The organism is Streptomyces xingningensis, assembly GCF_054957865.1.
Map to the genome: position 1 here is coordinate 26,867 of NZ_JBDJPF010000052.1, position 26,784 is coordinate 53,650.

A 26,784-nucleotide genomic window follows, 5' to 3' on the forward strand; every position below is an offset into this window, starting at 1 on the left:
GTGACCGAGCGCCTCGGGGGCAGGCGCCGCGTGGCACCGACGGAGGATTCAAGCGACCGTGGACGCGCAAGGCCATGGGCAGGGGGACGGCATCGACCCCGCCGACCAATGGGTGTTCAACCCCCGGACCGGCAGCTATGAACTGCGGCTCGACCCCGCCCAGGGCCCGGCGGCACCGGACCGCCCCTCCCCCGCGCCGGCGCCCCGGTCCCACTCCGACGGCCCGGCGGGCACCCAGGAGATGCCCCTGGCCGCGGACCCGCCGGGCGGCCGCCGGGGCATGCCCGAGCAGCGCCCCGGCGGCCGGGCCGCGAACCGGGCGTCCGCCGGAAAGCCGGCCAAGGCCGCCAAGTCGGCCAAGCCCGGGCAGGCGGCGGCGACCGGCCGTCGCAAGCCCCGGCCGAAGAAGTCCGCGAAGAAGAAGGTCCTGCTGTGGACCGGCGGCACACTGGCCTTCCTGCTGGTGGGCGGGTCGGTCGGGGCGTATCTGATCTACCAGCACTTCAACAACAACATCGAGAAGGTCGATGTCGGGGTGGACAACGAGGCCGTCCCCGACGGCCCGGTCAACATCCTGGTCATCGGCACGGACAAGCGCTCGGGCAAGGGCAACACGGGCTATGGCGACGACGGCAGCGTCGGCCACGCCGACACCACCCTGCTCTTCCATGTCTCCGAGGACCGGTCCAATGCGACGGTGATCTCCATCCCGCGCGACATGGTCACCGATGTCCCGCCCTGCCCCACCAAGCAGAAGGACGGCTCGACCAGGAGCATCCCAGGCTCGAAGAACGTCCGCTTCAACGAGAGCCTGGGCCAGGAGGACCGCGACCCCGGCTGCACCTGGCGGACCGTCGAGCAGATCACCGGGCTGAAGGTCAGTCACTTCATGATGGCCGACTTCAATGCGGTGAAGGAGATGTCCTCGGCGGTGGGCGGCGTCGAGGTGTGCCTGGCCAAGGACATCAACGACCCCAAGTCCCACCTCAAGTTGAGCAAGGGCCGGCACGAGGTCGAGGGCGAGGAGGCGCTGGCGTTCGTCCGCACCCGGCACAGCGTCGGCTTCGGCGGCGACCTCAGCCGGATCGAGCTCCAGCAGCAGTTCCTGAGCTCGCTGATCCGGAAGATGAAGAACAGCGACTACCTCACCAACCCCAAGAAGCTCTACGACCTGGGCGACGCCGCCACCAAGTCGCTCACCGTCGACACCGGCATAGGATCCATCTCCAAACTGACCAGCCTGGCAAAGGAATTGAAGAAGGTGAATCTCAAGAACATCACCTTCACCACGCTCCCGGTCATGGACAATCCGGCCGACGGCAAGGTCCGCAAGACCGTCATCGTGGACAAGCCCAAGGCCGATCCGCTGCTCGAGATGGTCCGCAACGACGTCTCCCTCACCGAGGTCAAGCAGAAGGAGAAGGCGGCCAAGGACGCCCAGGACGCCAAGCAGGCGGCGCTCCTCAAGGGCCCCCGGGCCGAACCCGCGAACGTACGGGTCAAGGTCCTCAACGGCAGCGGCCGGCTGGGCGCGGCCCAGGAGACCGTCCGCTGGCTGCAGAACTCCCAGGGCATGAACCGCACCGGCAACGGCGGCAACGCCCCCTCGGGGAAGACGGCCAGAACCACCCTGGAGTTCGCCCCCAACCAGGCCGACCAGGCACGCCGGCTCGCGGACGCCATGGGGCTGTCCGCCGACGCCCTCAGGCAGGGCACGACCGGCGCGGCCCCCACCGCGGAGATGACCCTCACCCTGGGCGCGGACTTCAAGGCCGCCGGCACCCCGGTCAACGCCCCCAAGGCCCCGTCGAAGGCGCCCGAGGGGATCCAGAAGATCGAAGCCGACGACAAGAACATCTGCGCGAAGTGAAGAACCGCCCGCACAAACTTGCGCATCTCACCCAGTACTGCGCTTTCCCGGGGCCGTGACACCAGCGGCTCCGCCGCGCGGCCCCCGGACCCCCGGCCGCAACCACAGGTCACCGGGGTCTCCCTAACCGGCATCACGCGGGAAACGTCAGTACCACAGCGACCAGGTAGCACACGCCCGCGCCCATCGGGCCGGACGCACCACTCAGGGGAGGCCCGATGCGGCTCGACAGCGCGCCCGGCGACAACAAGCCGACGGGCGAGGGGAAGACCGGAGGGAAGAAGAAGCGCGCCCGCGCGGTGCGGATACTGCGCTGGAGCGCCCTCGGTCTGGCGGTCCTCGTCCTGGTGGTGTCCGCGGCCGGGTACTTCTACTACCAGCACCTCAACCACAACATCAAGAAGAGCAACCTCAACCTCAGCGACAAACAGCTCGACCGCAGCGTCCCCAACTCCTCCGGGCAACGCCCCCTGAACATCCTGCTGCTGGGCTCCGACAGCCGCAGCAGCAAGGAGAACCAGGACCTCGGCGGCGCCCGCGAGGACGCCGACCGCCCGCCGCTCGCCGACGTCCAGATGCTGCTGCACATCTCGGCCGACCGCAGCAACATGTCGGTCATCAGCGTCCCTCGCGACACCCGGGTGACCATCCCCAAGTGCACCGACCCGGCCGACGGCAAGGTATACCGGGAGACCGACACCCAGATCATCAACACCAGCCTGCAGAACGGCGGTCCGGGCTGCACCGTCGCCACCTGGGAGGAGCTCACCGGCATCCCCGTCGACCACTTTATGATGATCGACTTCTCCGGGGTGGTGAGCATGGCCGACGCGGTCGGCGGGGTCCCGGTCTGCGTCGACGGCAATGTCTACGACGACAAGTCCGGCCTGCGCCTGACCAAGGGCAGCCACACGGTCAAGGGCGAGCAGGCCCTGCAGTGGCTGCGCACCCGCCATGGCTTCGAGGACGGCAGCGACATAGGCCGCACCCACGCCCAGCACCTCTATATGAACGCGATGGCCCGTCAACTCAAGGGCGGCACCAAGCTGTCCGACCCCGGCCAGCTCACCGACCTCGCCGAATCGGCCACCAAGGCGCTCACCGTCGACAAGGACCTGGGGTCGGTCAAAAAGCTCTACGACCTCGCCAACGATGTGCAGCGGGTGCCGTCCGGCCGGATCACCATGACCACCATGCCGTGGATCCAGGACCCGCAGGACCCGGACGCGCATGTGATCCCCAAGCCCGGCGACGCCGACAAGCTCTTCTCGCTGGTCCGCAACGACATTGCGCTGGACGGCAAGGACAAGCCGAAGGACAGCAAGGGCGACCAGGGCGCCCGGCCCACCGCGCCGAACGCCGCCCGGGCCGGCATCGAGGTCATCGTGCAGAACGGCACCGGCACCGCGGTACTGCCCCCGGCCACCGGCCGCGGCTCCGACATCGCCGCCCACCTGGTGAAGCAGGGCTTCGCCAGGGCGAGCGCCGACTCCACCCCGAGGGCGCAGGCGGACACCACCATCACCTACGCCCGGACCGCACAGCGCGCCGACGCCCTGGCCGTGGCCAAGGCCATCGGCCTGCCCGAGAGCGCGGTCCGGCTCTCCACCTCGGCCGAGCAGGTGACCCTGGTCATCGGCGGGGACTGGCGCAAGGGCACCAGCTACCCGGCGAAGCCGGGCGGAGACGAAAAGAAGGACGAAAAGGACGAAAAGAAGGACGAGAAGCAGCAGGACGACGAGACGCCCAAGCAGCGCAAGCCCGATGACAACAAGGCGCCCGAGAGCGCCGATCCGCTCAATGGCGACGACAAGTCGGCCTGCATGAAGGTCAATCCGCTCAACCGCTTCTGAGCGATCCGGGGCTCTGCCTGACCGCCGGCCGCCGGCTGGCGATGACCCTCCGGGCCAGCGCCCGCGGGCTCGTCAGGAAACCGAACCCCCACGACATGTGCATGGTCGCCAGCGCCAGCGGAATCCGCAGCCGCGCCCCCGGCGACAGCCCCTTCCCCGCCGGCATCGACCCCACCGTGATCGCCGCCAGATACCCGGCCGGCACCACCAGAGCCCAAGGGGTGACGGCCGCCGCCAACACCCCGGCCGCGATGGCGATCACCGCGGCCGGCGGCGCGAGATACCGCAGATTGATCGAGCCCTTGTGGTAGCGGGCGACGACGTGCCGCCAACGCCCGTAGTCCTTGTACTGCTTGGCGAGCGCCCGCACGCTGGGCCGCGGCCGGTAGGAGACCTTCAGCTCCGGCGAGAACCAGATCAGCCCGCCCGCCTCACGGATGCGGAAGTTCAGCTCCCAGTCCTGCGCCCGGATGAACTCCTCGTTGTAGCCGCCCTGTTGCTCCAGGGCCGCCCGCCGGAAGACGCCCAGATACACGGTCTCGGCGGGGCCCGCCGTGCCACCCGTGTGGAAGGCCGCGTTGCCCACCCCGATCTTCGAGGTCATGGCGGCGGCGACGGCCCGCTCCCAGTCGTTCTCGCCCTCGGCGTGCATGATGCCGCCGACGTTCTGCGCGCCCGTCTCGCCCAGCAGCCGCACGGCCGTCGCGAGGTAATCCGGCGAGAGCATCCCGTGCCCGTCCACCCGCACCACGATCGGGTGCCGGGATGCCTTGATCGCCGCGTTCAGGGCGGCGGGCGTACGGCCGGTGGGATTGGGCACGGTGTACACCCGGGCGCGTTCATGGGATGCGGTCTCCTGGACGAGCTCGGCGGCGATCTCGTCCGTGCGGTCGGTGGAGGGACCGAGGGCGATCACCACCTCCAGCTCGCCGGCATAGTCCTGCTCCAGGATGTGCCGCACCGCGGTGCGCAGATGGCGCTCCTCATTGAGCACCGGCATGATCACGGAAACGGCGGGCTGCTGCTCCGGCATGGTTCCTCGGGGGTACGAGGGTCGGGGTCACCCTCCGGCGGACGGCGGAATCGTCGGCCACGTTACCGCCAACGGGGGACACTCCCCCGCCCCGCCCGGGTGGCGGGCCCCTCGCGGGCGGCGTGGGGCCGCGAGCTGTTGATCGTATGGACCTACGGTGTCCCCGGTTTCTGCCCGCTCTCCCCCAGGCTCTCGACTCCGCTCGAGCAGGGAAGGACCCCCATCGGAGGTCTCGAAGTGACCGAACCAGCCCACCCCCCGCCCCGGGCCCGGCACGGTGCGGCGCGGCGCCCGCGCTGGGGGCTGCGGATCGCCGCTGGGGCCGCCGTCGTCGTCCTGGGCACGGGTGGCATCGGGCATGCGGTGGTGCACGGGATCGACCGGGGCATCGGCCGCATCGACCCCTTCGGCGGGCTGGCGAACCGGCCGCCGGGGGACGACCAGGGCGTGAATGTGCTGCTGGTCGGCACCGACAGCCGCAACACCATCACCGAGGACGAGCGGACCCGCTACCACCTGGGCGGCGACCCCTGCCACTGCACCGACACCATGATGCTGGTCCACCTCTCCGCCGGCCGCGACCGGGCCACCGTGGTCAGCCTCCCCCGGGACACCTATGTCGTGCTGCCCGAGCGCACCGACTCCGCCGGCCGGGTCCACCCGGCCCATCCGCAGAAGCTCAACGCGGCCTATGCGGAGGGCGGCCCGAGCCTGACCGTACGCGTCGTCGAGCAGCTGACCGGTGTGCACCTCGACCACTACGTCGAGGTGGACTTCACCAGTTTTATGAAGACCGTGGACCTGCTGGGCGGGGTGCAGGTGTGCACCACCCGTCCGCTCAAGGACGATCACAGCGGACTGGACCTGCCGGCCGGCACCAGCACGCTCAACGGCGGGCAGGCCCTGCAGTATGTGCGCTCCCGGCATGTGGACGGCAGCTCCGACCTGGGCCGGATGCGGCGGCAGCAGCGGTTCATCGCCTCGCTGCTGTCCAAGGTGACCAGCAGCGGGATGATGCTCAATCCGGTCAGGTTCCACGAGGTCGCCGACGCGCTCCTGGGGTCGGTCCGCGCCGACCGCGGCCTCAGCGCCGACGAGCTGGTCGAGCTGGGCCGCACGCTGAAGGGGCTGACCCCGGCGTCCTCGGAGTTCACCTCCGTACCGCTCACCGTGGTGGACTTCCCGGTCCCGCACGTCGGCTCGACGGTGAAGTGGGACGAACCGGCGGCCGCCAAGATCTTCCAGGCGCTGCGCGAGGACCGCCCCATCACCCCGCACCCCGCGGGCCGCACCCAGGACGGCAAGGCGGCCTCGAACCGGCTCCGCGACCAGCCCCCGACCGCCGTGGAGGTGTCGCCCGGGCAGATCCATGTACAGGTGCTCAACGGCGCCGGCCGCGCCGGCCTGGGCCGCGCCACCGACCTGGAGCTGCACGCCACCGGCTTCGCCACCACCGGGCTGCCCGCCAATGCCCCGCCGGTGCCGCACACGGTGATCTCCTTCGACCCGCGCTGGGACCGCTCGGTCCGCTCGGTCGCGGCGGCCCTGCCCGGCGCCGAGCTGCGGGCGGTGGCCGGTCAGGGGCCGCTGATGCTGGTGACCCTGGGCGCGGACTTCGCGGGCGTGCACCGGGTACGGGCCCAGGAGCCGGCCCCCCAGCGGACCGGCGCCCCCCAGGTGGTCACCGGCGACCAGGTGGTCTGCGGGGCGGGGGCCTGACGAGCCCTAATCCTCGATGCCCTCCGCGGCCCGGTTCTCCCGCAGCTCCCTGATCGCCCGGCGCCGGGCCAGCCGGTGGGTGCGCCGGATCTGCGCCTCCTGGTAGCGGCGCCGGTCCCGCTCGGTCTCCGGGATCACCGGCGGCACGGTCCGCGGCCGCCCGTCCTCGTCGACGGCGGCGAAGACCAGATAGGCGCTGCCGACCTGGGTGGCGGGCCTGGACTCGTTCCACCGCTCGGCCAGGACCCGCACCCCGATCTCCATCGAGGACCGCCCGGTCCAGTTCACCTGGGCCTTCACATGCACCAGGTCACCGACCCGGACCGGCTCCAGAAAGGCCATCTCGTCCATCGACGCGGTGACGGCCGGGCCCTCGGAGTGCCGCCCGGCGACGGCACCGGCGACATCGTCCACCAGCTTCATGATCACGCCACCGTGCACGGTGCCCAGCAGATTGGTCTCGTTGCTGGTCATGATGTGGGAGAGGGTGGTGCGCGAGGCCGAGATCGGCTTGCCGGGTATGCCGGACGCAGCGGATTCCGGGCTCCGGTCCTGAATGGTCATGTTCCCCACTGTATGCGGGGCCCTCGGACGGGCCGCTGTGCATCAGGTCTGCAACAGCCCCGCACCGGTCCCGTCCCATCGGGCGAGCACCCGTGTCCTGCCGGGCACACTTCATCCTATGAACGATTGGCCCGAAGGACGGAGTGACGACCGCCGGCAGCAGTACGGGCGCGGCAGCACCAGCGCACAGCCACAGCGACCCGTCGATGACGGTTACAACACCGGCCAGGTGTACGGGCGTGGCAGCGCGGGCGGCGGCGGTCCGCGCAGCCGGGCGCCGCGCACCCGCGCCGGCCGGCCCCGCTGGGGGCGGCGGATCGGGATCGGGCTGGCCGCGCTGGTCGCGGTGCTGCTGGTGGTGTCCGTCAGCACCTACTTCTGGGCCGACTCCAAGGTGCGCCGCGAGGTGGACCTCGGCAAGGTGCCGGACCGTCCGCCGTCCGGGAAGGGCACCAACTACCTGATCGTCGGCTCCGACAGCCGGGAGGGCCTGTCCGAGAAGGACAAGGAGGAGCTGCACACCGGGTCGGCCGACTACGGCAAGCACACCGACTCGATGATGATCCTGCACACGGGCGACAACGGCACGACGATGCTCAGCCTGCCCCGTGACTCGTATGTCACCATCCCCGCCTTCACCGGGCAGAAGTCCGGCAAGCGCTACCCCGCCGCCACGCACAAGCTCAACCAGGCGTACGCGGACGGCGGCGCCGAGCTGCTCATCCGGACCGTCGAGTCCAGCACCGGGCTGCGCATCGACCACTATGCGGAGATCGGCTTCGGCGGCTTCCGTGATCTGGTGGATTCGCTCGGCGGCGTGGACATGTGCATCGACAAGCCGATCAAGGACCGGGACTCGGGCGCCGACTTCAAGGCGGGCTGCCAGACCCTGGACGGCAGGCAGTCGCTGGCCTTCGTCCGCCAGCGTCACCAGGAGGCGGACCAGGACCTGGGCCGGATGCGCAACCAGCAGAAGTTCCTGAACACCCTGGCCAAGCAGGCCGCCTCGCCCAGCACCGTCCTCAACCCCTTCCGGCTCTACCCGGTGATCGGCTCCGGCCTGGACACGCTCATTGTCGACAAGGACATGGAGCTGTGGGATCTGACCTCGATGTTCTGGGCGATGAAGGGTGTCACCGGCGGCGACGGGCAGCAGCTGACCGTCCCCATCTCGACCGCGAACCTGCCGACCCGCAGCGATGGCGTGGCGGTGAAGTGGGACCCGGTCAAGTCGAAGCAGCTCTTCGACCGGCTGAAGAACGACCAGCAGATCGACAAGCCCTGACCATCAGGCGGCTTCGGGTTCGGCGCCCTGGATGACGCAGAAGGTCCCGCCCTGCGGGTCCTGCACCACGGCCATCCGGCCCGCGACCATGTCGAACGGCGGCTTGAGCACATTGCCGCCCGCCCGGACGAGCGCGTCCACCGTGCTGTCGGTGTCGTCCACCGCGAAGTACGTCATCCAGTGCGAGGGCATGCCGTCCGGGAGGTTGTCCAGCCCCTGCATGCCACCGACGGCCTTGCCGCCCACCAGCAGGCTGTAGTAGCCGGGTACCTGCTCGAAGGGGGTGACGGCGATGCCGAGGGTGGCCGGGTAGAACCGCTTGGCGGCCTCCGGGTCGGCGGTGTTGAGCTCGTTCCAGATCACCGCGCCGGGCTCGTTGACCACCTCGGCGCCGAAGAAGTCCCTGGCCTCCCAGAGCCCGAACACGGCGTTCGTCGGATCGCTGACCACGGCCATCCGGCCGAAGGTCAGCACGTCCATCGCGGGCATGGTGATCTTGCCCTGGTTGTCGGTGATCGCCGTCGAGGCGGCATCCGCGTCCGTCACCGCCAGATAGGTGGTCCACACGGTCGGCGGCTCGGACTGCCCCTCCTGCGCCATCGACGGCCCGATCCCGGCCACGGCCTTCCCGTTCAGGGTGCACACCGTATAGCCCCCGGTCTCCGGCGGCCCGGGCTCCCCCTGCCAGCCGAACAGATCCCGGTAGAAGTCGAGCGCCGCCCGCTGGTCGGGGGCCATGAGATCGACCCAGCAGGGGGTCCCGGGGTCGTACGGGCTGTTCACCTCGGGCATGACACAAACCTCCCTGGCACGGCGCGGACCCCCGACAGCACCACCCTGGCCGCTTCCGTACGTCCCCGCCACTGGGCGGGGCCGTACGAGGTCGGGACTACGGCGGGTTGCGGGCCATGACGATCCGCTGGACCTGGTTTGTGCCTTCATTAGTCTGCACGCTTCACAAGCAACAAGCGCCTGGCCTGCACAGACATCCTCTTCAGAAGGGGCCTCCCCAGCATTTCCCCATGATCAGCGAAGCTGGTCTCCCGGTGCCACACGCCCTCTTGACCGGGGCGGCGTGAAGGGCAGATCGTCACATGCAACTGATCGCAACGGCTCGACACGGGAGACAGCGATGGCGCTACTGTTCGTCGGGATCGACCCAGAGACGAAGACCGACCAGTGCCCTGCGGCATGGGTGGATGTCGAGATGAAGCCCGAACCGGACATCCTCTTCCAGGGCTGGCTGGCCGACGAAGAGACTCAGGCCGAGTGCCGGAAGAACAGCCCACACCCGGACACGGAGGCAGTCATCCGGATGCCGTACCGGATGATCGACATCATCAGGAAGGCGTGCGATGCCGCAGAACAAGCAGCAGCGGGCAAGCTTTGAGGAACTGCTGAATTCGGCTGTGCGTTCTGCGGTGCACCTGGAGATGCGTGACAGCTACGGCATCGCTGGCGAAGCCGAGGAGTTCGAGCAGTGGAAGCGCACCGGCGAAGTAGACCTTGACCCGGCGTCCGAAGGCTGGTCCCGCTGGACGTCGCTGGTACGGGGGGCCGTCGCCCGAGGCGTGGTCATGCGACGGGCCCGGATTGTCTCCGAACCGGTGAGCGAGTACATCAAGTACGAGCACGCCACCACCGCTGTCAACGTCGCCGTGGGTGAACAGGTCCATTGGCTGCCGCGTCGGCACGCATCGGACATCGCACTACCCGGAAACGACTTCTGGCTCTTCGACGATCACCTGGTGAGGTTCAACCACTTCACTGGTGACGGTGATGGCGCCGGCTTCGAGTACACCGAGGACCAGGCCGTCATCAAGCTGTGCACCAACGCCTTCGAAGCGGTGTGGGAGCGCTGCATTCCGCACGAGGAGTACAAGATCTGACGGCGCACCAAGGACAGCCAGATCATGCCCACCGTCCCCTCGTCCAGTGCCCAAGCCGCCCGCGAAGCCTTGGCAGGCCGACTCAAAGAGATCAGGCGGGATGCAGGACTCACCGGACATGATCTGGCTGTCCGTTGCGGCTGGCACAAAGCCAAGTCCAGCCGCATCGAGAACGCCAAGACGGCTCCTTCGGACGCTGACATCCGAGCGTGGTGTGCCGCCTGCGGCGCCCAGGACCAAGCCGCCGACCTCATAGCAGCCAACCGCGCTGTCGAATCCATGTACGTGCAGTGGAGACGGCTCCACAGGAAGGAAACGCTTCGCCAGATCCAGCAGAGCCGCGTTACCCTGAACGAGCGCACGAAGCTCTTCCGTGTGTACAGCTCCGGCCTCGTACCCGGGTTCCTTCAGACCGGGGGATACGCGACAGCCGTCCTTGAGTCGGCCGCGTGGCTGAGAGACCTCCGGGACAACATCCCCGAAGCAGTAGCGGCCCGGCTTGCACGGGCACGGGTGCTCCGGGAAGGCGGGCACCGGTTCGTCATGCTCCTCGAACAAGCCGTCCTCCACTACCAGATGGGCGACGACGAGACCATGGCCGATCAACTCGGGCATCTGCTGTCGGTGATGTCCCTCCCCTCAGTCAGCCTGGGCGTGATCCCGTCCAAGGGCCAACGGCCCATATGGGCCGTGGAAACGTTCAACGCCTACGACGACGAGCACGTCAATGTTGAGCTGCTGACTGCTGAGGTCACCGTGACCGCTCCTGGCGAGGTGCGTGACTACCTCAAGACCTTCGCTCAACTGCAACGACGTGCCGTTTACGGGCCACACGCACGCAGCTTGATCACAGCAGCGATCGATGTCCTTGGCTAACTGGCCTGCAACTGATTGCAACTTTCTCGCTGCGGGTGTCCGCAGGTCCCTAGCTTCTCCTCATGACCACGGACACCGAAGCAGCCGCACAGCAAGCCGACGCCTTCCTCGCAGGAAAGCGCAAGGCCGACGACACCGCGTTCATGCTCGGTCGGGTGCTGGCCGAGATGGGCATCAACGTGGGAGACCGAGACTCCTGGCCCCAACTCCTGGGCCGCGCCTCCCTCTCCGGTGAGCCGTCGCTGTTCCTCGGAACCGTGCCCCTGCTCACCGCACGCAAGCTCATCGACGCCCTGATCTACGCGGAGTCCGTGAAGCGGCGTCAACTCTGACGGCCACACCAACGACAGGAAGAGAGGCACACATGGGCAAGAAGGGCGGAGACCACTCCGGCAAGCCCGACACTTCCAGCAGCGATGGCCACCGCGACAAACCGCCGGGGCCGACAAGGCCGTACGAGCCGCCGAAAAAGTGATGCGGCATGGCGACGCAGCAGCGGCTCGTGGAAACGCTCATGAACAAAGGCGTGTTGCCGCCAGATTGGCAAGACGCCGTGACCTCCGTGGATCGCGCGCTGTTCATCCCCCAGGTCATCGAAGAAGGGGACTTTTCCACCGATCCTGAGAGCTGGTTGCAGGCGGTCTACTCGGATGCGCCCGTGGTCACCCAGGTGAACGACGGGAAGGGCACACCGGAAGGCGCGTTCCGGCTCTTCACCTCATCCTCTTCCATGCCGTCGGTCATGCTCGAAATGCTGGGCCTGCTCGATGTACGGGAAGGGCAACGGGTGTTGGAGATCGGTACGGGCACCGGTTACAACGCTGCCTGGCTGTCTCACCGGCTGGGTGAAAACAACGTGACCTCGGTGGAGGTTGACGCGGCGGTGCTGTCCACCGCCGTGGAAAACCTGAAGCGGGCGGGATTCCACCCGACGACGGTACTCGGGAACGGCCGCGACGGGCATCACCGGAGCGCTCCGTACGACCGGATCATCTGCACCTGCACCATGCGGGAAGTGCCACAAGCGTGGTTGGAGCAGTGTCCGGACGGGCGGATCGTCACCCCATGGGGCAGCAGCTTCTTCAGCGGGTCGTACACGACGCTGGACGTGTCGAACGGGAGAGCCAAGGGGTCGTTCTCCGGCTACCCGGCTTTCATGTGGGACCGCACCCACCGGGGCGGTGCGGGACGTATCCCGGACATCTACCACGGGGAGGAGGGAGACAAGAGCAGCACCGGCATCCCACCGCAGAACGTCATCCAGGACGACCCTGCGTTCTTCACCGCCCTGAACCTCACGGATGCGTGGTACCGATGGTGCGACGCGGATGACGAGAGCGGGGAGGCCACCCTGTGGCTCTTCGCCGACGACCGAAAGTCGTGGGCGACCGTGGAGTACGTTCCGGACGCGGAGACGTACGAGGTGGAGCAGTACGGACCCCGCGCATTGTGGGATGAGGTGCGCAAGGCATTCCTCGGCTGGCATGACTTGGGGAAGCCGGAACGGTCCCGGTTCGGCCTGACGGTCGACTGCGACGGACAGCGAGTGTGGCTGGACGACCCGCACAGCATCGTCGGGCACCCGTAAGTCACAGCCCCCCGGCATCACTTCAGGACTGCCGGGGGGGCTGACCCGCGAAAACGCTGCTACGGCAGATTCCTCGCCATCACGATCCGCTGAACCTGATTCGTGCCCTCATAAATCTGCGTGATCTTGGCGTCCCGCATCATCCGCTCCACCGGGTAGTCCCGGGTGTAGCCATAGCCGCCCAGCAGCTGCACCGCATCCGTGGTGATCTCCATGGCGGCGTCGGAGGCGTAGCACTTGGCGGCGGCGCCGAAGAAGGTGAGGTCGGCGTCGATCCGCTCGGACTTCGCCGCCGCGGCGTAGGTCAGCTGACGGGCCGCCTCCAGCTTCATCGCCATGTCGGCGAGCATGAACTGGATGCCCTGGAAGTCGGCGATGGGCTTGCCGAACTGCTTGCGCTCCTGGACATAGTCCTTGGCGTAGTCCAGGGCGCCCTGGGCGATGCCCAAGGCCTGGGCGGCGATGGTGATCCGGGTGTGGTCCAGGGTCTTCATCGCGGTCGCGAAGCCGGTGCCCTCCTCGCCGATCATGCGGTTGGCGGGGATGCGGACATTGTCGAGGTAGACCTCGCGGGTCGGGGAGCCCTTGATGCCGAGCTTCTTCTCGGGGGCGCCGAAGGAGACGCCCTCGTCGGACTTCTCGACCACAAAGGCGGAGATGCCCTTGGAGCGCTTCTCCGGGTCGGTGACGGCCATCACCGTGTAGTACTCGCTGACACCGGCGTTGGTGATCCAGCGCTTGACGCCGTTGAGCACCCAGAAGTCGCCGTCGCGCACGGCCCGGGTCTTCATGCCCGCCGCGTCCGAACCGGCGTCGGGCTCGCTCAGGCAGTACGAGAACATCGCGTCGCCCTTGGCGAGCGGCGTCAGGTACCGCTTCTTCAGCTCCTCGGAACCGGACAGCACCACCGGCAGCGAGCCCAGTTTGTTGACCGCCGGGATCAGCGAGGAGGAGGCACAGGCGCGCGCCACCTCCTCGATGACGATCACGGTGGCCAGCGCGTCGGCGCCCGCGCCGCCGAACTCCTCGGGGACATGCACGGCGTGCAGGTCGGCGGCGACCAGCGCCTCGAGGGCCTCCTGCGGGAAGCGCGCCGCCTCGTCCACCTCGGCCGCGAACGGCGTGATCTTCGCCTCGGCGAGCGAGCGCACGACCTTGCGGAGCTCGTCGTGCTCCTCGGAGGGCCGGTAGAGATCAAAGTCCTTGTTTCCCGCTTTTCCCGCCAAGGCGTACTCCCCAGAGAGTTAACTACCGTTTAGTAACCGGATTCTAGGGGGGCACCGCCCGCCAGGCCTACGTGAGCTTGACGACAACCTGACGACGGCCCCGGACGGTTCACCTCCAGGCCCCGCTCTCGGTCTGCTGCTGGGGCCAGTACCCATACCCATAAGGGTCGTACGGGTCGTACCCCACCGGTTGCGGCTCGGGCATCACGTACTGCTCGGCGTACTGCCCGTACGGGGCGTAATGCGGCGCGTACCACTCCTGCACCGGCTCGGGCGCCCTCTCGTGCACCGGCTCCACGGGGTCCGCCGGGCGCGGCAGCGGGGTTTCCTGGGCGAGGTCCTGGTAGAGGCCGGCGGTGGCGACCTCGTCATCGGCGACCTCGACGCCGTTCTGCCGGGTGCCCCACTGGCCACGGGCCATGGTGAGCATGGCGTAGAGCCGGATGGGGAGCAGCAGGAAGAGGTGGAGGACTCCGTAGACCGGGGCCAGGGAGTAGATCGCCAGCCGTCCGATCAGGGTGGTGCCCGGGCGGCGGAAGTCGAGGTAGCGCACGCTGCGCACATATCCCATCAGGACGGTGAAGATGAGATAGGTGGTGAGGTGGCCGGCCGCGGAGCCGGGTTGGGTCAGCGGCAGATAGACCACGGAGGTGAGCATCGCCCCGGTGAAGACGAACCAGGTCGAGACCTCGATCAGCGTGAGGTAGAAGCCCGGGCGCACCTTGGAGAGCTTGCGCAGTGCCCACTGCGACTCCCGGAAGAAGGACTTGTTCCAGCGCACCTGTTGGCGCAGGAAGTGCGGCAGCCGTTCCGGCACGGCGGTGTAGGCGACCGCGGTCTCCTGGAAGAGGACCTTGCCCTCGATGAGGCTGTAGTTGGTCAGCCGGCGGTCGTCACCGAAGATGGCCGGCCGGCCGAAGAACTTCTGGGTGACGAAGTCATGGAGGTTCTTGTGCACGACGTCGCCCCGGTAGATGACCAGCGAGCCGCAGCAGCACAGCACCGAGCCGAGCCTGGAGTAGGCGGCCCGTTCGAAGAGGAAGGCGTTGCCGTAGCGCAGGTCTATCAGGCGGGTGAGGAAGTTCTTGCGCTGGTTGAGCGCGAGGACGAGCCCGGTGGCGGCCTTCACCTTGGGGCTGTGGAACGCCTTGAGCAGTTCGCCCACCGCCTCGGGATCGAGGACGGTGTCGGAGTCCACACAGAGATAGCCGTCCGCGTCGGGAGCCGCCAGGAAGCCGCGGGCGAGCGCCTCGCGCTTGCCCTTGTTCTCCGGCTGGATGTGGACATGGAGGGCGATGCCCGCCTGGTCGAAGAGCGGCTTCATGGACCGGGCCCGGTCGGCGGCCGAGCGGTCGTGGCTCGCGTCGTCGACGACATGGACCTCCTGCACCCGCCGCTCCTGGGTGAGGATGCTGTGCAGACAGCGCTCGAAGGTGTCCGGGTCCTCGTTGTAGGTGGGGACGACCGTGACGATCTTCCAGCGGTCGAGCGAGGTGTCCCGGTCACCGACGCGGTACGGGCGGTAGGTCAGCGAGAGCAGCAGCTTCACCGCCATCAGGCCGACGGCTATCAGCCCGTACAGATGGAGAGTGCCGCCCAGGACCCACCACACGGCCACGGCGCTCGCGGCAAAGGCGACGAACGAGGGGCGGACAAAGCCCCTGATGCGTCTCTTCCTGACCTTCTCCACGGCATGGCGCCCCTGATCACGCCCGGATGCGGTCCCTGACATGTCCCCCGACCCAACCTAAGGTTTCTTATGAAACGGTCCAATTTGGGCCAAGCTTGGCACGTCAAGACCACCCCAGAAAAGAAACGGTCAAGAAGTTGTGAGTAATCTGTCAAACACCCATGATCGAAACCGCACCCCGGTGAACGACGCGCGTCGGCCCCCGAGAGCCTGTGGTTAGGATCTGCGGTCGGACAGCGACGCCCCGGGAAGGGACAAACTCGGCATGGCCCTCAAGATCACCGTGATCGGCACCGGCTACCTCGGCGCCACCCACGCAGCGGCCATGGCCGAGCTCGGATTCGAGGTACTGGGCCTGGATGTGGCCCCGGAGAAGATCGAGATGCTCGGCCGCGCCGAGGTCCCGATGTATGAGCCGGGGCTCGAGGAGCTGCTGCGCAGGCATGTCGCCGGGATCGAGGGCTCGACCGGGCGGCTGCGCTTCACCACCTCCTGGGACGAGGCCGGCGAATTCGGCGACGTCCACTTCATCTGTGTGAACACCCCGCAGAAACACGGCGAGTACGCCTGCGACATGTCCTATGTCAACAGCGCCATCGCCTCCCTGGCCCCGCGGCTGCGCCGCCCGGCGCTGGTCGTCGGCAAGTCCACCGTGCCGGTCGGCAGCGCGGCGCGGCTGGCGGAGCTGATCGAGCAACTGGCCCCGGCGGGCGCGGATGTGGAGCTGGCGTGGAACCCGGAGTTCCTCCGCGAGGGCTTCGCCGTCCAGGACACCCTGCACCCCGACCGCATCGTGGTGGGTGTCACCGGCGAGCGCGCGGAGAAGCTGCTGCGCGAGGTGTATGCGACGCCGATCGGCGAGGGCTCGCCGTTCGTGGTCACCGACTACCCGACCGCCGAGCTGGTCAAGACGGCCGCCAACTCCTTCCTGGCGACCAAGATTTCCTTTATCAACGCCATGGCCGAGGTCTGCGAGGCCGCCGGTGGCGATGTGGCCAAGCTCGCCGAGGCCATAGGCCATGACGACCGGATCGGGAAGAAGTTCCTGCGGGCCGGCATCGGCTTCGGCGGGGGCTGCCTGCCCAAGGACATCCGCGCCTTTATGGCCCGCGCCGGCGAACTGGGCGTCGACCAGGCGCTGACCTTCCTGCGCGAGGTCGACTCGATCAATATGCGCCGCCGCGGCCATATGGTCGAGCTGGCCCGCGAGACCGTCGGCGGCAGCTTCCTCGGACGGCGGGTGGCCGTACTGGGCGCGACCTTCAAGCCGGACTCCGACGACGTACGGGATTCACCCGCACTCAATGTCGCCGGTCAGATCCATCTGCAGGGTGCGCAGGTCACGGTGTACGACCCCAAGGGCATGGACAACGCGCGCCGCCTCTTCCCGACCCTGGCATATGCACCGACGGCGCTGGACGCCTGCCGGGGCGCACATGCGGTGCTGCACCTCACGGAGTGGGCGGAGTTTCGCGAACTGGACCCGGCGGCACTGGCCTCGGTGGTCGGGGAACCGCACATCCTGGACGGCCGCAACGCGCTGTCGCCCGCGGCCTGGCGGGCGGCGGGCTGGACATACCGGGCCATGGGGCGCCCCCAGGCGTAGGGCGGCCCTCGTTCTCGGGGGCCCTGCGCTACCCGTCCAGTGCGTCGATGGTCGCGACGGACGGCCCCCGCGAGGCGGACAACTTCCGTGCCACAGCCTCCGCCTCGCGCACCACCCGGACCGCGTTCCGCCAGGTCAGCTTGGCCAGGTCGGCTTCCGACCAGCCCCGCCGCAACAGCTCCGCGATCAGGTTCGGGTATCCCGCGACATCGGCGAGGTCCACCGGGGTGAACGCCGTCCCGTCGAAGTCCCCGCCCACCCCGATGTGATCGACCCCCGCCACCTCACGCATATGGTCCAGGTGATCGGCGACCGTCGCCGCCGTGGCGACCGGCCGGGGCCGGGAGGCCTCGAAGGCGCGGTGCACCGCCATCGCCTCGGCCGTGGTGTCCAGGTGGTGGAAGCCGTGCGCCCGCATGTTCTCGTCCGCGGCCCGCGTCCAGGCGACGGCCTCCGGCAGGATGAACTTCGGTACGAAGGTCGCCATCGCCACACCCCCATTGGCGGCCAGCGAACTCAGCACATCGTCCGGGATGTTGCGCGGGTGGTCGCACACCGCGCGCGCCGAGGAGTGCGAGAAGATCACCGGCGCCCGGCTCACCCGCAGGGCGTCCCGCATGGTGCCGTCGGCCACATGGGAGAGGTCGACCAGCATGCCGATGCGGTTCATCTCCCGCACGACCTCCTCGCCGAACCGGGTCAGCCCGCCCGCCCGCACCTCATCGGTCGCCGAATCCGCCCAGGGAATGTTGTCGTTGTGGGTGAGCGTCATATAGCGCACCCCGAGCCGGTGCAGCGAACGCAGCGTGGCCAGCGAGCAGTTGATGCTGTGCCCGCCCTCCGCGCCCATCAACGAGGCGATGCGCCCCTCGGCCCGGGCCGCCTCCATGTCGTCGGCGGTGAGCGCGAGCCGCAGATCGGCGGCGTAGCGGTCGGTCAACTGCCGTACGATGTCGATCTGTTCGAGCGTCGCACTGACCGCATTGTCACCGGTCATGTCCGTACGGACATACACCGACCAGAACTGCGCCCCCACGCCACCCGCCCGCAGCCGCGGCAGGTCGGTGTGCAGGCCCGCCGCACTCTGGTCGGTGGCGATGTCCCGCCGGTCCAGGTCATAGCGGACGTGCTCGCGCAGCGCCCAGGGCAGGTCGTTGTGCCCGTCCACCACGGGGTGCGCGGCCAGCAGTTCCCGGGCCCGTGCCAGTTCGCTCATGGTGCTCACTTCCCGAAGCCGAAGCCGGTGGCGCCCTCGACCTTGGCGCGCAGCCGCTTGCCCTTGTCGGTCGCCTGCTCGTTGAGTTCGTCCTGGAAGTGCCGCATGCGCTCGCGGAGTTCCTCGTCGTGCGCGGCGAGCATCCGCACCGCGAGCAGCCCGGCGTTGCGCGCGCCCGCGATGGAGACGGTGGCCACCGGCACCCCGGCCGGCATCTGCACGATGGACAGCAGGGAGTCCATGCCGTCGAGGATCTTCAGGGGCACCGGCACGCCGATCACCGGCAGCGTGGTGACGGAGGCCAGCATCCCGGGCAGATGGGCGGCGCCGCCCGCGCCCGCGATGATCGCCTTGAGCCCGCGGTCCGCCGCCCGTTCACCGTAGGCGATCATCTCGCGCGGCATCCGGTGCGCGGAGACCACGTCGACTTCATAGCGGACGCCGAATTCGTCCAGGGCCTGGGCGGCGGCTTCCATGACGGGCCAGTCCGAGTCGGAGCCCATGACGATGCCGATGACAGGGGAACTCATTCCGTGATCGTTCCTCGTAGATATCCGGCGGCGTGGCTCGCGCGCTCCCGCACATCCGCCAGGTCGTCGCCGTAGGTGTTGACGTGTCCCACCTTGCGGCCGGGCTTGACGTCCTTGCCATACATATGGATCTTCAGGCCCGGGTCCCGTGCCATGCAATGGAGGTACGCGGAATACATGTCCGGATAGTCGCCGCCCAGCACATTGGCCATCACCGTCCACCTGGCACGCGGCCGGGGATCGCCCAGCGGCAGATCCAGCACGGCCCGCACATGGTTGGCGAACTGCGAGGTGATCGCGCCGTCCTGGGTCCAGTGGCCGGAGTTGTGCGGGCGCATCGCCAGCTCGTTGACCAGCACCCGCCCGTCGGCGGTCTCGAACAGCTCCACCGCGAGGTGCCCGACCACACCCAGTTCCTTGGCCACCTTGAGGGCGAGCTGCTGGGCGTGCGCGGACAGCTCCTGGGAAAGCCCGGGCGCCGGGGCGATGACCGTGTCGCATACGCCGTCCACCTGGATGGACTCCACCACGGGGTAGGAAACGGCCTGGCCGTGCGGGGAACGCACCACATTGGCGGCGAGCTCGCGGACGAACTCCACCTTCTCCTCCGCCAGCACCGGCACCCCGGCCCGGAAGGGCTCTTCCGCCTCGCGGACGTCGCGCACCACCCAGACGCCCTTGCCGTCATAGCCGCCGCGCACGGTCTTCAGCACCACGGGGAAGCCTTCCCCCTCCGCGGCGAAGCGCGCCACATCCGCCGGGTCCCCGACGATCCGGTGGCGCGGACACGGCACCCCGATCTCGCCGAGCCTCGCCCGCATCACGCCCTTGTCCTGGGCGTGCACCAGCGCATCGGGCCCCGGCCGGACCGGGATGCCGTCCGCCTCCAGGGCCCGGAGGTGCTCGGTGGGGACATGCTCATGATCGAAGGTGATCACATCGCAGCCTTGTGCGAAAGCACGAAGGGTGTCCAGGTCGCGGTAGTCGCCGATGACGACATCGCTGACCACCTGGGCCGCCGAGTCCTGTGGGGTATCGCTGAGCAGCTTGAACCTGATGCCGAGGGGAATGCCCGCCTCGTGGGTCATACGGGCGAGCTGACCGCCGCCGACCATGCCGACTACCGGGAACGTCACGCACCCAGGGTATCCGCACGAACGACCGCCCCCGCGACCTCCTTGGACGATCGTCCAAGGCGAAGTGGCAGCCGTTTTCCAGTCGTTCACCCACTCCCCTGCTGGAGACCGAGCCCGCCTCGCTAGCATGGTGGCTTGTGCAGAGAACGCCCTGCGCCCCAGACCGTCCACTCAGCCCCAGACCGTCCACTCAATGGAGCCTGACATCGCTATGAGTCAACGGCGCACAGTGCGTTCCCGGCTGGAGCGGCTGGCGCGCGAAATCGCGAAATTCGGTGCGGTCGGTGCCATCGGGTTCGTGGTCAACTTCATCGTCTTCAACATCTGCACCAATGGCCTGCACCTCGCCGTGGTGCGCTCGGGCGTCATCGCCACCGTCGTGGCGATCGCGACCAACTATGTGGGCAACCGCCACTGGACGTACCGGGACTGCGACCGAAGCCGCCGCAGCCGTGAACTGACCCTGTTCCTGCTGTTCAGCGGCGTGGGGCTGGTCATCGAGAACGGCATCCTGGCGATCTCGCACTATGGCCTGGGGTTCACCGGCCCACTCGCCAACAACATCGCCAAGAATGTGATCGGGCTGGGCATCGGCACGGTCTTCCGCTTCTGGTCGTACCGCACCTGGGTGTTCCGGGCGCTGCCGGCCCGTGCGGCCGTGGAGACCGCCGAATCGTTCCTCGCGGACGCGCCGCCGCGGGCGGAGGCTCAGTCCTCGTCCCGCTCCGCCTGATCCGCTTCGCGGTCAGGCACCCTCTTCTGTCTGATCCGCTTCGCGGCTCAGGCCCCTTCCTCCGTCTGATCCGCTTCGCGGCTCAGAAACAACGCGAAAATGGGCGGCCGCTGCTGCAACAGCTCCAGCCGGCCGCCGTCCGCCTCCGCCAGGTCGCGGGCGACCGCCAGCCCCAGCCCGGTGGAGTTCCGGCCGCTGACCGTCCGCTCGAAGACCCGCGAGCCCAGGTCCGGGGGAACGCCCGGCCCCTCGTCGGAGACCTCCACCACCGCCTGATTACCGGTGACCCGGGTGCGCAGGGCCACCGTGCCGTCGCCATGCATCAGGGAGTTCTCGATCAGCGTCGCGATCACCTGGGAGACGGCACCGGGCGTACCCACGGCCCGCAGCCCCTGCTTGCCGGAGCGCACCAGGGCCCGGCCGCTGCCGCGAATGGCGGGCCGCCACTCCTCGAGCTGCTGCTTGATGACCTCGTCGAGATCGAAGGTGACGGCCGAACCGGTCTTGGGATCACGGGAGTTGGTCAGCAGTCGCTGGACGACGTCGGTGAGGCGCTCCACCTGGGAGAGGGCGATGGTCGCCTCCTCCTTGACCGTGTCCGGGTCATCGGTGAGCGTGATCTCCTCCAGCCGCATGGACAGCGCGGTCAGCGGGGTGCGCAGCTGGTGGGAGGCGTCGGCGGCCAGCCGCCGCTCGGCGGTGAGCATCCGGGCGATGCGCTCGGCGCTCGAGTCCAGTACATCCGCGACCCGGTCCAGCTCGGGCACCCCATAGCGGCGGTGCCTGGGCCGGGGGTCGCCGGAGCCCAGGCGCTCGGCCGTCTCGGCCAGGTCGGTGAGCGGTGCGGTGAGCTTGTTCGCCTGCCGCACGGCCAGGAACACGGCCGCGATGACGGCCAGCAGCGCCACCGTGAGGATCACCAGCAGGGTGCGGCCGACCTCCCGGCTGACCGTGGAGCGGGACGCCTCGACCCGTACGGTCTCGCCGTGCTCGCCCTTCTGCGTGGAGGTGATCACGCCGCCGCCGGGCTTGGTGCCCAGCACGATGGGGGCCCGGAGGGGGATCTCGATCCGGGCGTACCGGTCGGGGGTGATCTGTTCGCTGAGCACCCCCGACTCGACGCGCTCGGCGCTCGCCAGCCGGCTGTCGACGACGCTCACCAGGCGCACGGCCTCGGACTGCACGTTCTCGCGGGCGCTGCTCTCGATCGTGCGGGTCTCGACGATGACGAGCGAGATCCCGAAGACGGCGATCACGACCAGGACGACGGCGAGCGTGGAGTTGATCAGTCGGCGGCGCACGGTGCCGGTTCTTCTCTTTTCAGGGGTTCGTCAGTTCTTCTCGAACCGGAAGCCGACGCCACGGACGGTGGCGATGTAGCGCGGGTTCGCGGCGTCGTCGCCGAGCTTCTTGCGCAGCCAGGAGATGTGCATGTCCAGGGTCTTGGTGGACGACCACCAGGTGGTGTCCCAGACCTCGCGCATCAGCTGGTCCCGGGTGACGACCCGGCCGGCGTCCCGGACCAGCACCCGCAGCAGGTCGAACTCCTTGGCGGTGAGCTGGAGTTCCTCGTCGCCCATCCAGGCCCGGTGCGACTCGACGTCGATCCGCACCCCATGGGTGGCCGTCGCCTGCTGGGGGGACTCGGCGGCGCCCCGGCGCAGCAGGGCCCGCACCCGCGCCAGGAGCTCGGCCAGCCGGAAGGGCTTGGTGACATAGTCGTCGGCGCCGGCGTCCAGGCCGACCACGGTGTCCACCTCGTCGGCGCGGGCGGTGAGCACCAGCACCGGGAAACCATGGCCGTCGGTACGCAGTCGCCGGCACACTTCCAGGCCGTCCATGCCGGGCAGCCCGAGGTCGAGGACGAGCAGGTCCACGTCTCCCTTGAGGCCGGCGGTGAGCGCTGTGGGGCCGTCTTCACGGACCTCCACCTCATATCCTTCGCGGCGCAGCGCGCGTGCGAGCGGCTCCGAGATGGAGGCGTCATCCTCGGCGAGCAGTACTCGGGTCATGGGTGTGATGGTAGTCCGCTCGGACGCACGTCAGAGTGCGCTTAGGGGTAGCTGCGTCAACAGATCACCAAAGGTTTCACCACTCCGGAAGGTGGGCGAATGGTTCCTTCCATCCCTGTGATCCACGTCTCAACTCATTTCATATCGGGGCGGGATGTGACGTATGGTGACGGGACATCTGTAGCACCATCGGGGGACCTTCGGCTCGTCAGTCGCGCCGAAGGTCTCTGTCGTGCGCGGGGCTGGAGCCACCAGTCTTGTTTCACAGTGAATGACCTGTCGGCCGGGTCCGCCGCGCGAAGGTGCGCGGGGGGCGTGGATCCCGGTGTACGGCTGCTCTGCCGGTTCCTCTCCAGGCGCCGAACCCCAAGGGCGTGGGGGCGGGTGGCGCAGTAGCCGGTGCCGGCCAACCCCCCACATACGGGCGCGCAGCAGCTCACACGCGTGTCCTGAGCATCCAAGGATCGACCATGGCGTCCAGCCTGATGAAGGACACCGCCGCGCAGGACCTGGCTCCTGCCCCCCACGGCAAGACCTTCTTCGGCCACCCCCGCGGCCTGGCCACTCTCTTTATGACCGAGATGTGGGAGCGCTTCTCCTACTACGGCATGCGCGCCCTTCTCGTCGTCTACCTGATCTCCGGAGGCCCGGACGCCAAGTCCGGCAGCCAGGGTGGCGGTCTGGCGATGCCCGAGGCCGGCTCGGTGGCCATCTACTCGGTGTATGTGGCCATGGTGTACCTGCTCACCATGCCCGGCGGCTGGATCGGCGACCGCGTCTGGGGTCCGCGCAGGACGGTCGCCATCGGGGCGACCGTGATCGTGGCCGGTCACCTGCTGCTGGCGGTCCCCGGCAAGCCGACCTTCTTCGCCGGTCTGGCGGTGGTCGCGATCGGTTCCGGTCTGCTGAAGGCCAATATCTCCACGATGGTCAGCCACCTCTACACCGGTCCGCAGGATCCGCGCCGGGACGGTGGCTTCACGATCTTCTACATGGGCATCAACATCGGTGCCTTCGCCGCCCCGCTGGTCGTCGGCACCATCGGCCAGAAGGTCAACTGGCACCTCGGCTTCACCGTTGCCGCCGTCGGCATGGGCCTGGGCCTGATCATGTTCCTGCTGGGGACCCGGCATCTGAGCCCCAGGAGCAGCGAGGTCCCGACCCCGCTGACGGTCGCCGAGCGCAACTCCTGGCTGAAGAAGGGCCTGATCTGGCTCGCCGTCGGCGCCGCCTTCTACGGCGTGGTGATCGGCACCGGATCCTTCAGCGTCAACTGGGCCAAGGTGCCGCTCGCCCTGCTGGGCCTGGTCATCCCGGTCTCCGTGCTGGTCCGCATCAAGCGGGACAAGGAGCTCACGGCGACCGAGCAGACCAAGGTCAGTGGCTATATCTGGTTCTTTGTGGCGGCCGCCGTGTTCTGGATGATCTTCGACCAGGCCGGTTCGACGATGTCGACCTTCGCCGAGAAGAAGACCGCCGACAATGTCTTCGGCATCAACTTCCCGTCCACCTGGTTCCAGTCGGTCAACCCGCTCTGGGTCATGGCCCTGGCCCCGGTCTTCGCCTGGCTGTGGATGTGGCTGTCCAGGCGCGACCGCGAGCCGAGCACCACGGTGAAGTTCTCCATGGCGATGGTCCTCGCCGGTGCCTCGTTCGTCGTCTTCGCCATCCCGATGTCGATGGCGGTGGACGGCAGGACGGTCAGCCCCGCCTGGCTGCTGATGATCTACATGATCCAGACCATGGGCGAGCTGTGCCTCTCCCCGGTCGGCCTCTCGCTGACCACCAAGATGGCGCCGCAGAAGTACGCGAGCCAGATGATGGGGGTCTGGTTCCTCGCCGTCACCGCCGGTGACTGCACCACCAGCCTGCTCTCCACGGCGGGCGTGAACCTCAATGGCATCGGCGTGATCCTGGGCGAGGCGGGCGCGGCCGCGCTGGCGGGCTTCGCGATCTGGATGTACCGCAAGAAGATCGTCTCCCTCATGGGCGACGTCCGCTGAGCCGGCCGACGCCGCCGGCACCGGCCCCCGGCGCTGATCCGCACCGGGGGCCGCGGCATGCCCGCGGGGCCGCGGCGGTGACAGCTCACCCGGACCGGGCGCCGGAGGGGGAGGCGGCGAGCCGCTACTCCCCCGGTGCGGGGGCCTCGCAGGCCGGCATCGCGTCCGGACCCCCACCGTCCTTCCCCCGCGCGGAGCGCCCCCGCACCGGGGGAACCGTTCCCGGCCGGAACCACGGCAGCTCACCGGTCCCCTCCCCCGGGTCGCGAACCATCCGCGGACGTACCCGGTCCACCACCGTCATCCCCAGCCGATAGGCCCCCACCACGCCCACCACCCCCAACAGCACCCAGAAAAGCGTCACTCCCCAAGGACGGCCGACGCCCCAGGGCTGCTCGACCACCACCTTTCCCCCGTACTCCAGCGAGACGACATAGTCCCCATAGGCCCCGGCCGCCAGCTCCACCCCCAGCGACACCCGTGCCCTCCGCCCGGCGTCCACCGTCCCGTGCCAGGTCCGTCGCTCCCACTCGGGGGCGAGCACTTCGTGCGAGGTGCCGATCCGGAACACCGGGTCCTTCACCGCCGCCGACCCCGGGTTGCCGACGGTGAGCACCAGTCTTCGCCGCGGCGGTGCGCCGAACCAGGTCAGCACCCCGTCGGCGCCCTCGAGCCGCGCGTCCAGCACGCTCAGCCGTGCCCCGGCGCCATCGGGCGGCAGGGGCTCGATCGGGTGCCCCGCCACCCGGAAGGCGGCGTCCGCGGCGGCCGCCGGTCCCAGCACCGTCGCGACATGCACCACACAGGGGCAGGGCTTCGGCGGCTCGGCCACCGGAAGGCCGCGGCGGAAGGTGCCGTCCGCGGCGGTGGTGACCGTCCGCCCGTCCGCGTTGGCGCAGGCATTGGTGCCGCCGATCATGTTCTGCCCGCAGATGACCAGCGTGAGCAGGGCATGCGGACGCCACCCGGCGCCCGTCACCGTGACGCTGCCGCCCTTGCCCGCCTCGCTCCGGTCCACCGCGACCGTGGGCCCGGCGGCGCCCAGCGCCGCCCGCCCCGGCAGCAGCAGCACGACCAGCACCACCAGCAGCGCACCCCACACCCGACGGCTCACGGCCCGCTCCCCCCACGTGTACGCCTCCGCCGCAGCACCCAGCCGCCCATGCCGACGGCCAGCACGGCCAGCCCGCCCGCCACCGGCCGCAGCCAGGGCAGCGGGGTGTACGAGCCCCTCGCGGAAACCGGAGCGAGGCCCGGCGCCGAGGCCGTGACCTCGACCTTCACCCGGTCGGTCAGCCGAGGCGCGTCCGGCCACCGCTCCGCGAGCCGCATCCGCCGCCCCGGCGGCAGCTCGGCGGGGCGGACCGTACGCCGCAGGACCTCCCCGAACAGGCCCTCCGCCCGGATCGTCAGGTGTGGCGCGAGCGCCGTATTGCCCCGGTTGACCAGCTCCCAGCGGATCACCGCGCCGCCGCCGGTGCCGCTGACCCGCACCCGCCCCACGCCGAGCGCGGGCAGCGCGGCCCCGCTGACCCGTACCGCCATCGGCACCCGGACCTGCCCGCCGTCCCCGGTGGCGAGCACCGCGGCGGGGTGGTCGCCGGGCGCCGCGTCCGCCGGGACGGTCACGGTCAGGGGCACCTCCGCCCGGGTACGGGGCGGGACCCGCACCCGGCGGGCCGCGAGGGTGATCCAGGAGCCGGTCCCCCGCAGCTCGACCGTGTGAGCCCGGTCGCCGGGGTTGACGACGGAGAGCTTGTCCTCGAGCACCGTGCCCGGACCGCCCTCCAGCGAGAACACCGTCCGGGACTCCGGGCCGGGCACGCCCTGGCCTCCGGTGGCGGGCGCGGCCGTCCAGGGCGGCGGGCCAGGGCGTGTCTTATGGATCAGTGCGGGCCCTGCGGCGCCTGGCACGGCGCCTCGCCGCGTTGTCGCATCACCCTCCCCCATAGCCC

General features: G+C 69.2%; 24 protein-coding genes. 12 read left to right on the top strand and 12 right to left on the bottom strand.

Annotation, left to right across the window (positions count from 1 at the left end; translation table 11 throughout):
- Positions 1–58: 58 nt before the first annotated feature.
- Positions 59–1,870, top strand: coding sequence for an LCP family protein (locus ABCR83_RS24010; protein ID WP_462697230.1), 1,812 nt, complete (start codon positions 59–61; stop codon positions 1,868–1,870).
- Positions 1,871–2,088: 218 nt separating this feature from the next.
- Positions 2,089–3,723 (top strand): LCP family protein, encoded by a 1,635-nt coding sequence (locus ABCR83_RS24015; RefSeq protein ID WP_462697231.1) that lies wholly within the window; start codon positions 2,089–2,091, stop codon positions 3,721–3,723.
- Here ABCR83_RS24015 and ABCR83_RS24020 read toward each other — a convergent pair.
- Positions 3,710–4,756 carry a glycosyltransferase family 2 protein gene (locus ABCR83_RS24020; protein WP_462697232.1) on the bottom strand — a complete coding sequence of 349 codons (1,047 nt, stop codon included), beginning with the start codon at positions 4,754–4,756 and terminating at the stop codon, positions 3,710–3,712. The two genes, ABCR83_RS24015 and ABCR83_RS24020, sit on opposite strands and share 14 nt — an antisense overlap.
- Before the next feature lie 237 nt (positions 4,757–4,993).
- Here ABCR83_RS24020 and ABCR83_RS24025 point away from each other — a divergent pair, with 237 nt between their 5' ends.
- Positions 4,994–6,475, top strand: coding sequence for an LCP family protein (locus ABCR83_RS24025; RefSeq protein WP_462697233.1), 1,482 nt, complete (start codon positions 4,994–4,996; stop codon positions 6,473–6,475).
- A gap of 6 nt (positions 6,476–6,481) precedes the next feature.
- Here the strand turns inward: ABCR83_RS24025 and ABCR83_RS24030 are convergent, their stop codons facing one another.
- The gene (locus ABCR83_RS24030; RefSeq protein WP_462697234.1) at positions 6,482–7,039 is read right to left on the bottom strand and encodes an acyl-CoA thioesterase; all 558 of its coding nucleotides are present in this window, start codon (positions 7,037–7,039) and stop codon (positions 6,482–6,484) included.
- 118 nt (positions 7,040–7,157) lie between these two features.
- Here ABCR83_RS24030 and ABCR83_RS24035 point away from each other — a divergent pair, with 118 nt between their 5' ends.
- Entirely contained in the window at positions 7,158–8,324 is a 1,167-nt protein-coding gene (locus tag ABCR83_RS24035) for an LCP family protein (protein ID WP_462697235.1), read from the top strand.
- A gap of 3 nt (positions 8,325–8,327) precedes the next feature.
- Here ABCR83_RS24035 and ABCR83_RS24040 read toward each other — a convergent pair whose 3' ends face one another.
- Positions 8,328–9,116 (bottom strand): VOC family protein, encoded by a 789-nt coding sequence (locus tag ABCR83_RS24040; RefSeq protein WP_462697236.1) that lies wholly within the window; start codon positions 9,114–9,116, stop codon positions 8,328–8,330.
- 340 nt (positions 9,117–9,456) lie between these two features.
- Here ABCR83_RS24040 and ABCR83_RS24045 point away from each other — a divergent pair, with 340 nt between their 5' ends.
- The 5 genes from ABCR83_RS24045 to ABCR83_RS24065 all read left to right on the top strand — a co-directional run bounded on the left by ABCR83_RS24045 (position 9,457) and on the right by ABCR83_RS24065 (position 12,677).
- Positions 9,457–9,714 (top strand): hypothetical protein, encoded by a 258-nt coding sequence (locus ABCR83_RS24045; RefSeq protein ID WP_109281974.1) that lies wholly within the window; start codon positions 9,457–9,459, stop codon positions 9,712–9,714.
- Entirely contained in the window at positions 9,680–10,213 is a 534-nt protein-coding gene (locus tag ABCR83_RS24050) for a DUF6879 family protein (protein ID WP_462697237.1), read from the top strand. The genes ABCR83_RS24045 and ABCR83_RS24050 overlap by 35 nt, the downstream gene beginning before the upstream one ends.
- A gap of 24 nt (positions 10,214–10,237) precedes the next feature.
- Positions 10,238–11,089: a helix-turn-helix domain-containing protein gene (locus tag ABCR83_RS24055; protein WP_462697238.1), complete on the top strand. Its 852-nt coding sequence runs from the start codon at positions 10,238–10,240 to the stop codon at positions 11,087–11,089.
- A gap of 62 nt (positions 11,090–11,151) precedes the next feature.
- Positions 11,152–11,421 carry a hypothetical protein gene (locus tag ABCR83_RS24060; RefSeq protein WP_462697239.1) on the top strand — a complete coding sequence of 90 codons (270 nt, stop codon included), beginning with the start codon at positions 11,152–11,154 and terminating at the stop codon, positions 11,419–11,421.
- A 149-nt stretch (positions 11,422–11,570) separates the two neighbouring features.
- Positions 11,571–12,677, top strand: coding sequence for a methyltransferase domain-containing protein (locus ABCR83_RS24065; RefSeq protein WP_462697240.1), 1,107 nt, complete (start codon positions 11,571–11,573; stop codon positions 12,675–12,677).
- A 59-nt stretch (positions 12,678–12,736) separates the two neighbouring features.
- Here ABCR83_RS24065 and ABCR83_RS24070 read toward each other — a convergent pair whose 3' ends face one another.
- Positions 12,737–13,903 (bottom strand): acyl-CoA dehydrogenase family protein, encoded by a 1,167-nt coding sequence (locus tag ABCR83_RS24070; protein WP_462697241.1) that lies wholly within the window; start codon positions 13,901–13,903, stop codon positions 12,737–12,739.
- A 109-nt stretch (positions 13,904–14,012) separates the two neighbouring features.
- On the bottom strand, positions 14,013–15,593 hold the full coding sequence (locus ABCR83_RS24075) for a glycosyltransferase (protein WP_462697242.1): 1,581 nt from the start codon (positions 15,591–15,593) through the stop codon (positions 14,013–14,015).
- 265 nt (positions 15,594–15,858) lie between these two features.
- On the opposite strand from ABCR83_RS24075, the gene ABCR83_RS24080 reads away from it, so the two are divergent.
- Entirely contained in the window at positions 15,859–17,199 is a 1,341-nt protein-coding gene (locus ABCR83_RS24080) for a UDP-glucose dehydrogenase family protein (protein ID WP_462697243.1), read from the top strand.
- Between the two features lie 28 nt (positions 17,200–17,227).
- Here ABCR83_RS24080 and ABCR83_RS24085 read toward each other — a convergent pair whose 3' ends face one another.
- Genes ABCR83_RS24085 through ABCR83_RS24095 form a run of 3 tightly spaced genes read right to left on the bottom strand, consistent with a single transcriptional unit; the run spans position 17,228 to position 20,081 of the window.
- Complete coding sequence (locus ABCR83_RS24085) at positions 17,228–18,415, bottom strand: dipeptidase (RefSeq protein ID WP_462697244.1); 1,188 nt, start codon at positions 18,413–18,415, stop codon at positions 17,228–17,230.
- 5 nt (positions 18,416–18,420) lie between these two features.
- Positions 18,421–18,945 carry a 5-(carboxyamino)imidazole ribonucleotide mutase gene (purE, locus tag ABCR83_RS24090; RefSeq protein WP_462697245.1) on the bottom strand — a complete coding sequence of 175 codons (525 nt, stop codon included), beginning with the start codon at positions 18,943–18,945 and terminating at the stop codon, positions 18,421–18,423.
- The gene (locus ABCR83_RS24095) at positions 18,942–20,081 is read right to left on the bottom strand and encodes a 5-(carboxyamino)imidazole ribonucleotide synthase (protein ID WP_462697246.1); all 1,140 of its coding nucleotides are present in this window, start codon (positions 20,079–20,081) and stop codon (positions 18,942–18,944) included. Before ABCR83_RS24095 ends, purE begins: the two co-directional genes overlap by 4 nt.
- Positions 20,082–20,292: 211 nt before the next feature.
- Between ABCR83_RS24095 and ABCR83_RS24100 the strand changes: the two genes are divergently transcribed.
- Entirely contained in the window at positions 20,293–20,814 is a 522-nt protein-coding gene (locus tag ABCR83_RS24100; protein WP_462697247.1) for a GtrA family protein, read from the top strand.
- Positions 20,815–20,861: 47 nt separating this feature from the next.
- On the opposite strand, the gene ABCR83_RS24105 is transcribed toward ABCR83_RS24100, so the two are convergent.
- Positions 20,862–22,115: an ATP-binding protein gene (locus ABCR83_RS24105; RefSeq protein ID WP_462697248.1), complete on the bottom strand. Its 1,254-nt coding sequence runs from the start codon at positions 22,113–22,115 to the stop codon at positions 20,862–20,864.
- A gap of 30 nt (positions 22,116–22,145) precedes the next feature.
- The gene (locus ABCR83_RS24110) at positions 22,146–22,826 is read right to left on the bottom strand and encodes a response regulator transcription factor (RefSeq protein ID WP_462697249.1); all 681 of its coding nucleotides are present in this window, start codon (positions 22,824–22,826) and stop codon (positions 22,146–22,148) included.
- Positions 22,827–23,296: 470 nt separating this feature from the next.
- On the opposite strand from ABCR83_RS24110, the gene ABCR83_RS24115 reads away from it, so the two are divergent.
- Complete coding sequence (locus ABCR83_RS24115; RefSeq protein WP_462697250.1) at positions 23,297–24,829, top strand: peptide MFS transporter; 1,533 nt, start codon at positions 23,297–23,299, stop codon at positions 24,827–24,829.
- Between the two features lie 124 nt (positions 24,830–24,953).
- Here ABCR83_RS24115 and ABCR83_RS24120 read toward each other — a convergent pair whose 3' ends face one another.
- Positions 24,954–25,943, bottom strand: coding sequence for a hypothetical protein (locus ABCR83_RS24120; RefSeq protein ID WP_462697251.1), 990 nt, complete (start codon positions 25,941–25,943; stop codon positions 24,954–24,956).
- A partial coding sequence (locus tag ABCR83_RS24125; RefSeq protein ID WP_462697252.1) for a COG1470 family protein occupies positions 25,940–26,784 on the bottom strand: 845 nt, incomplete at its 5' end. The genes ABCR83_RS24125 and ABCR83_RS24120, both read right to left, overlap by 4 nt.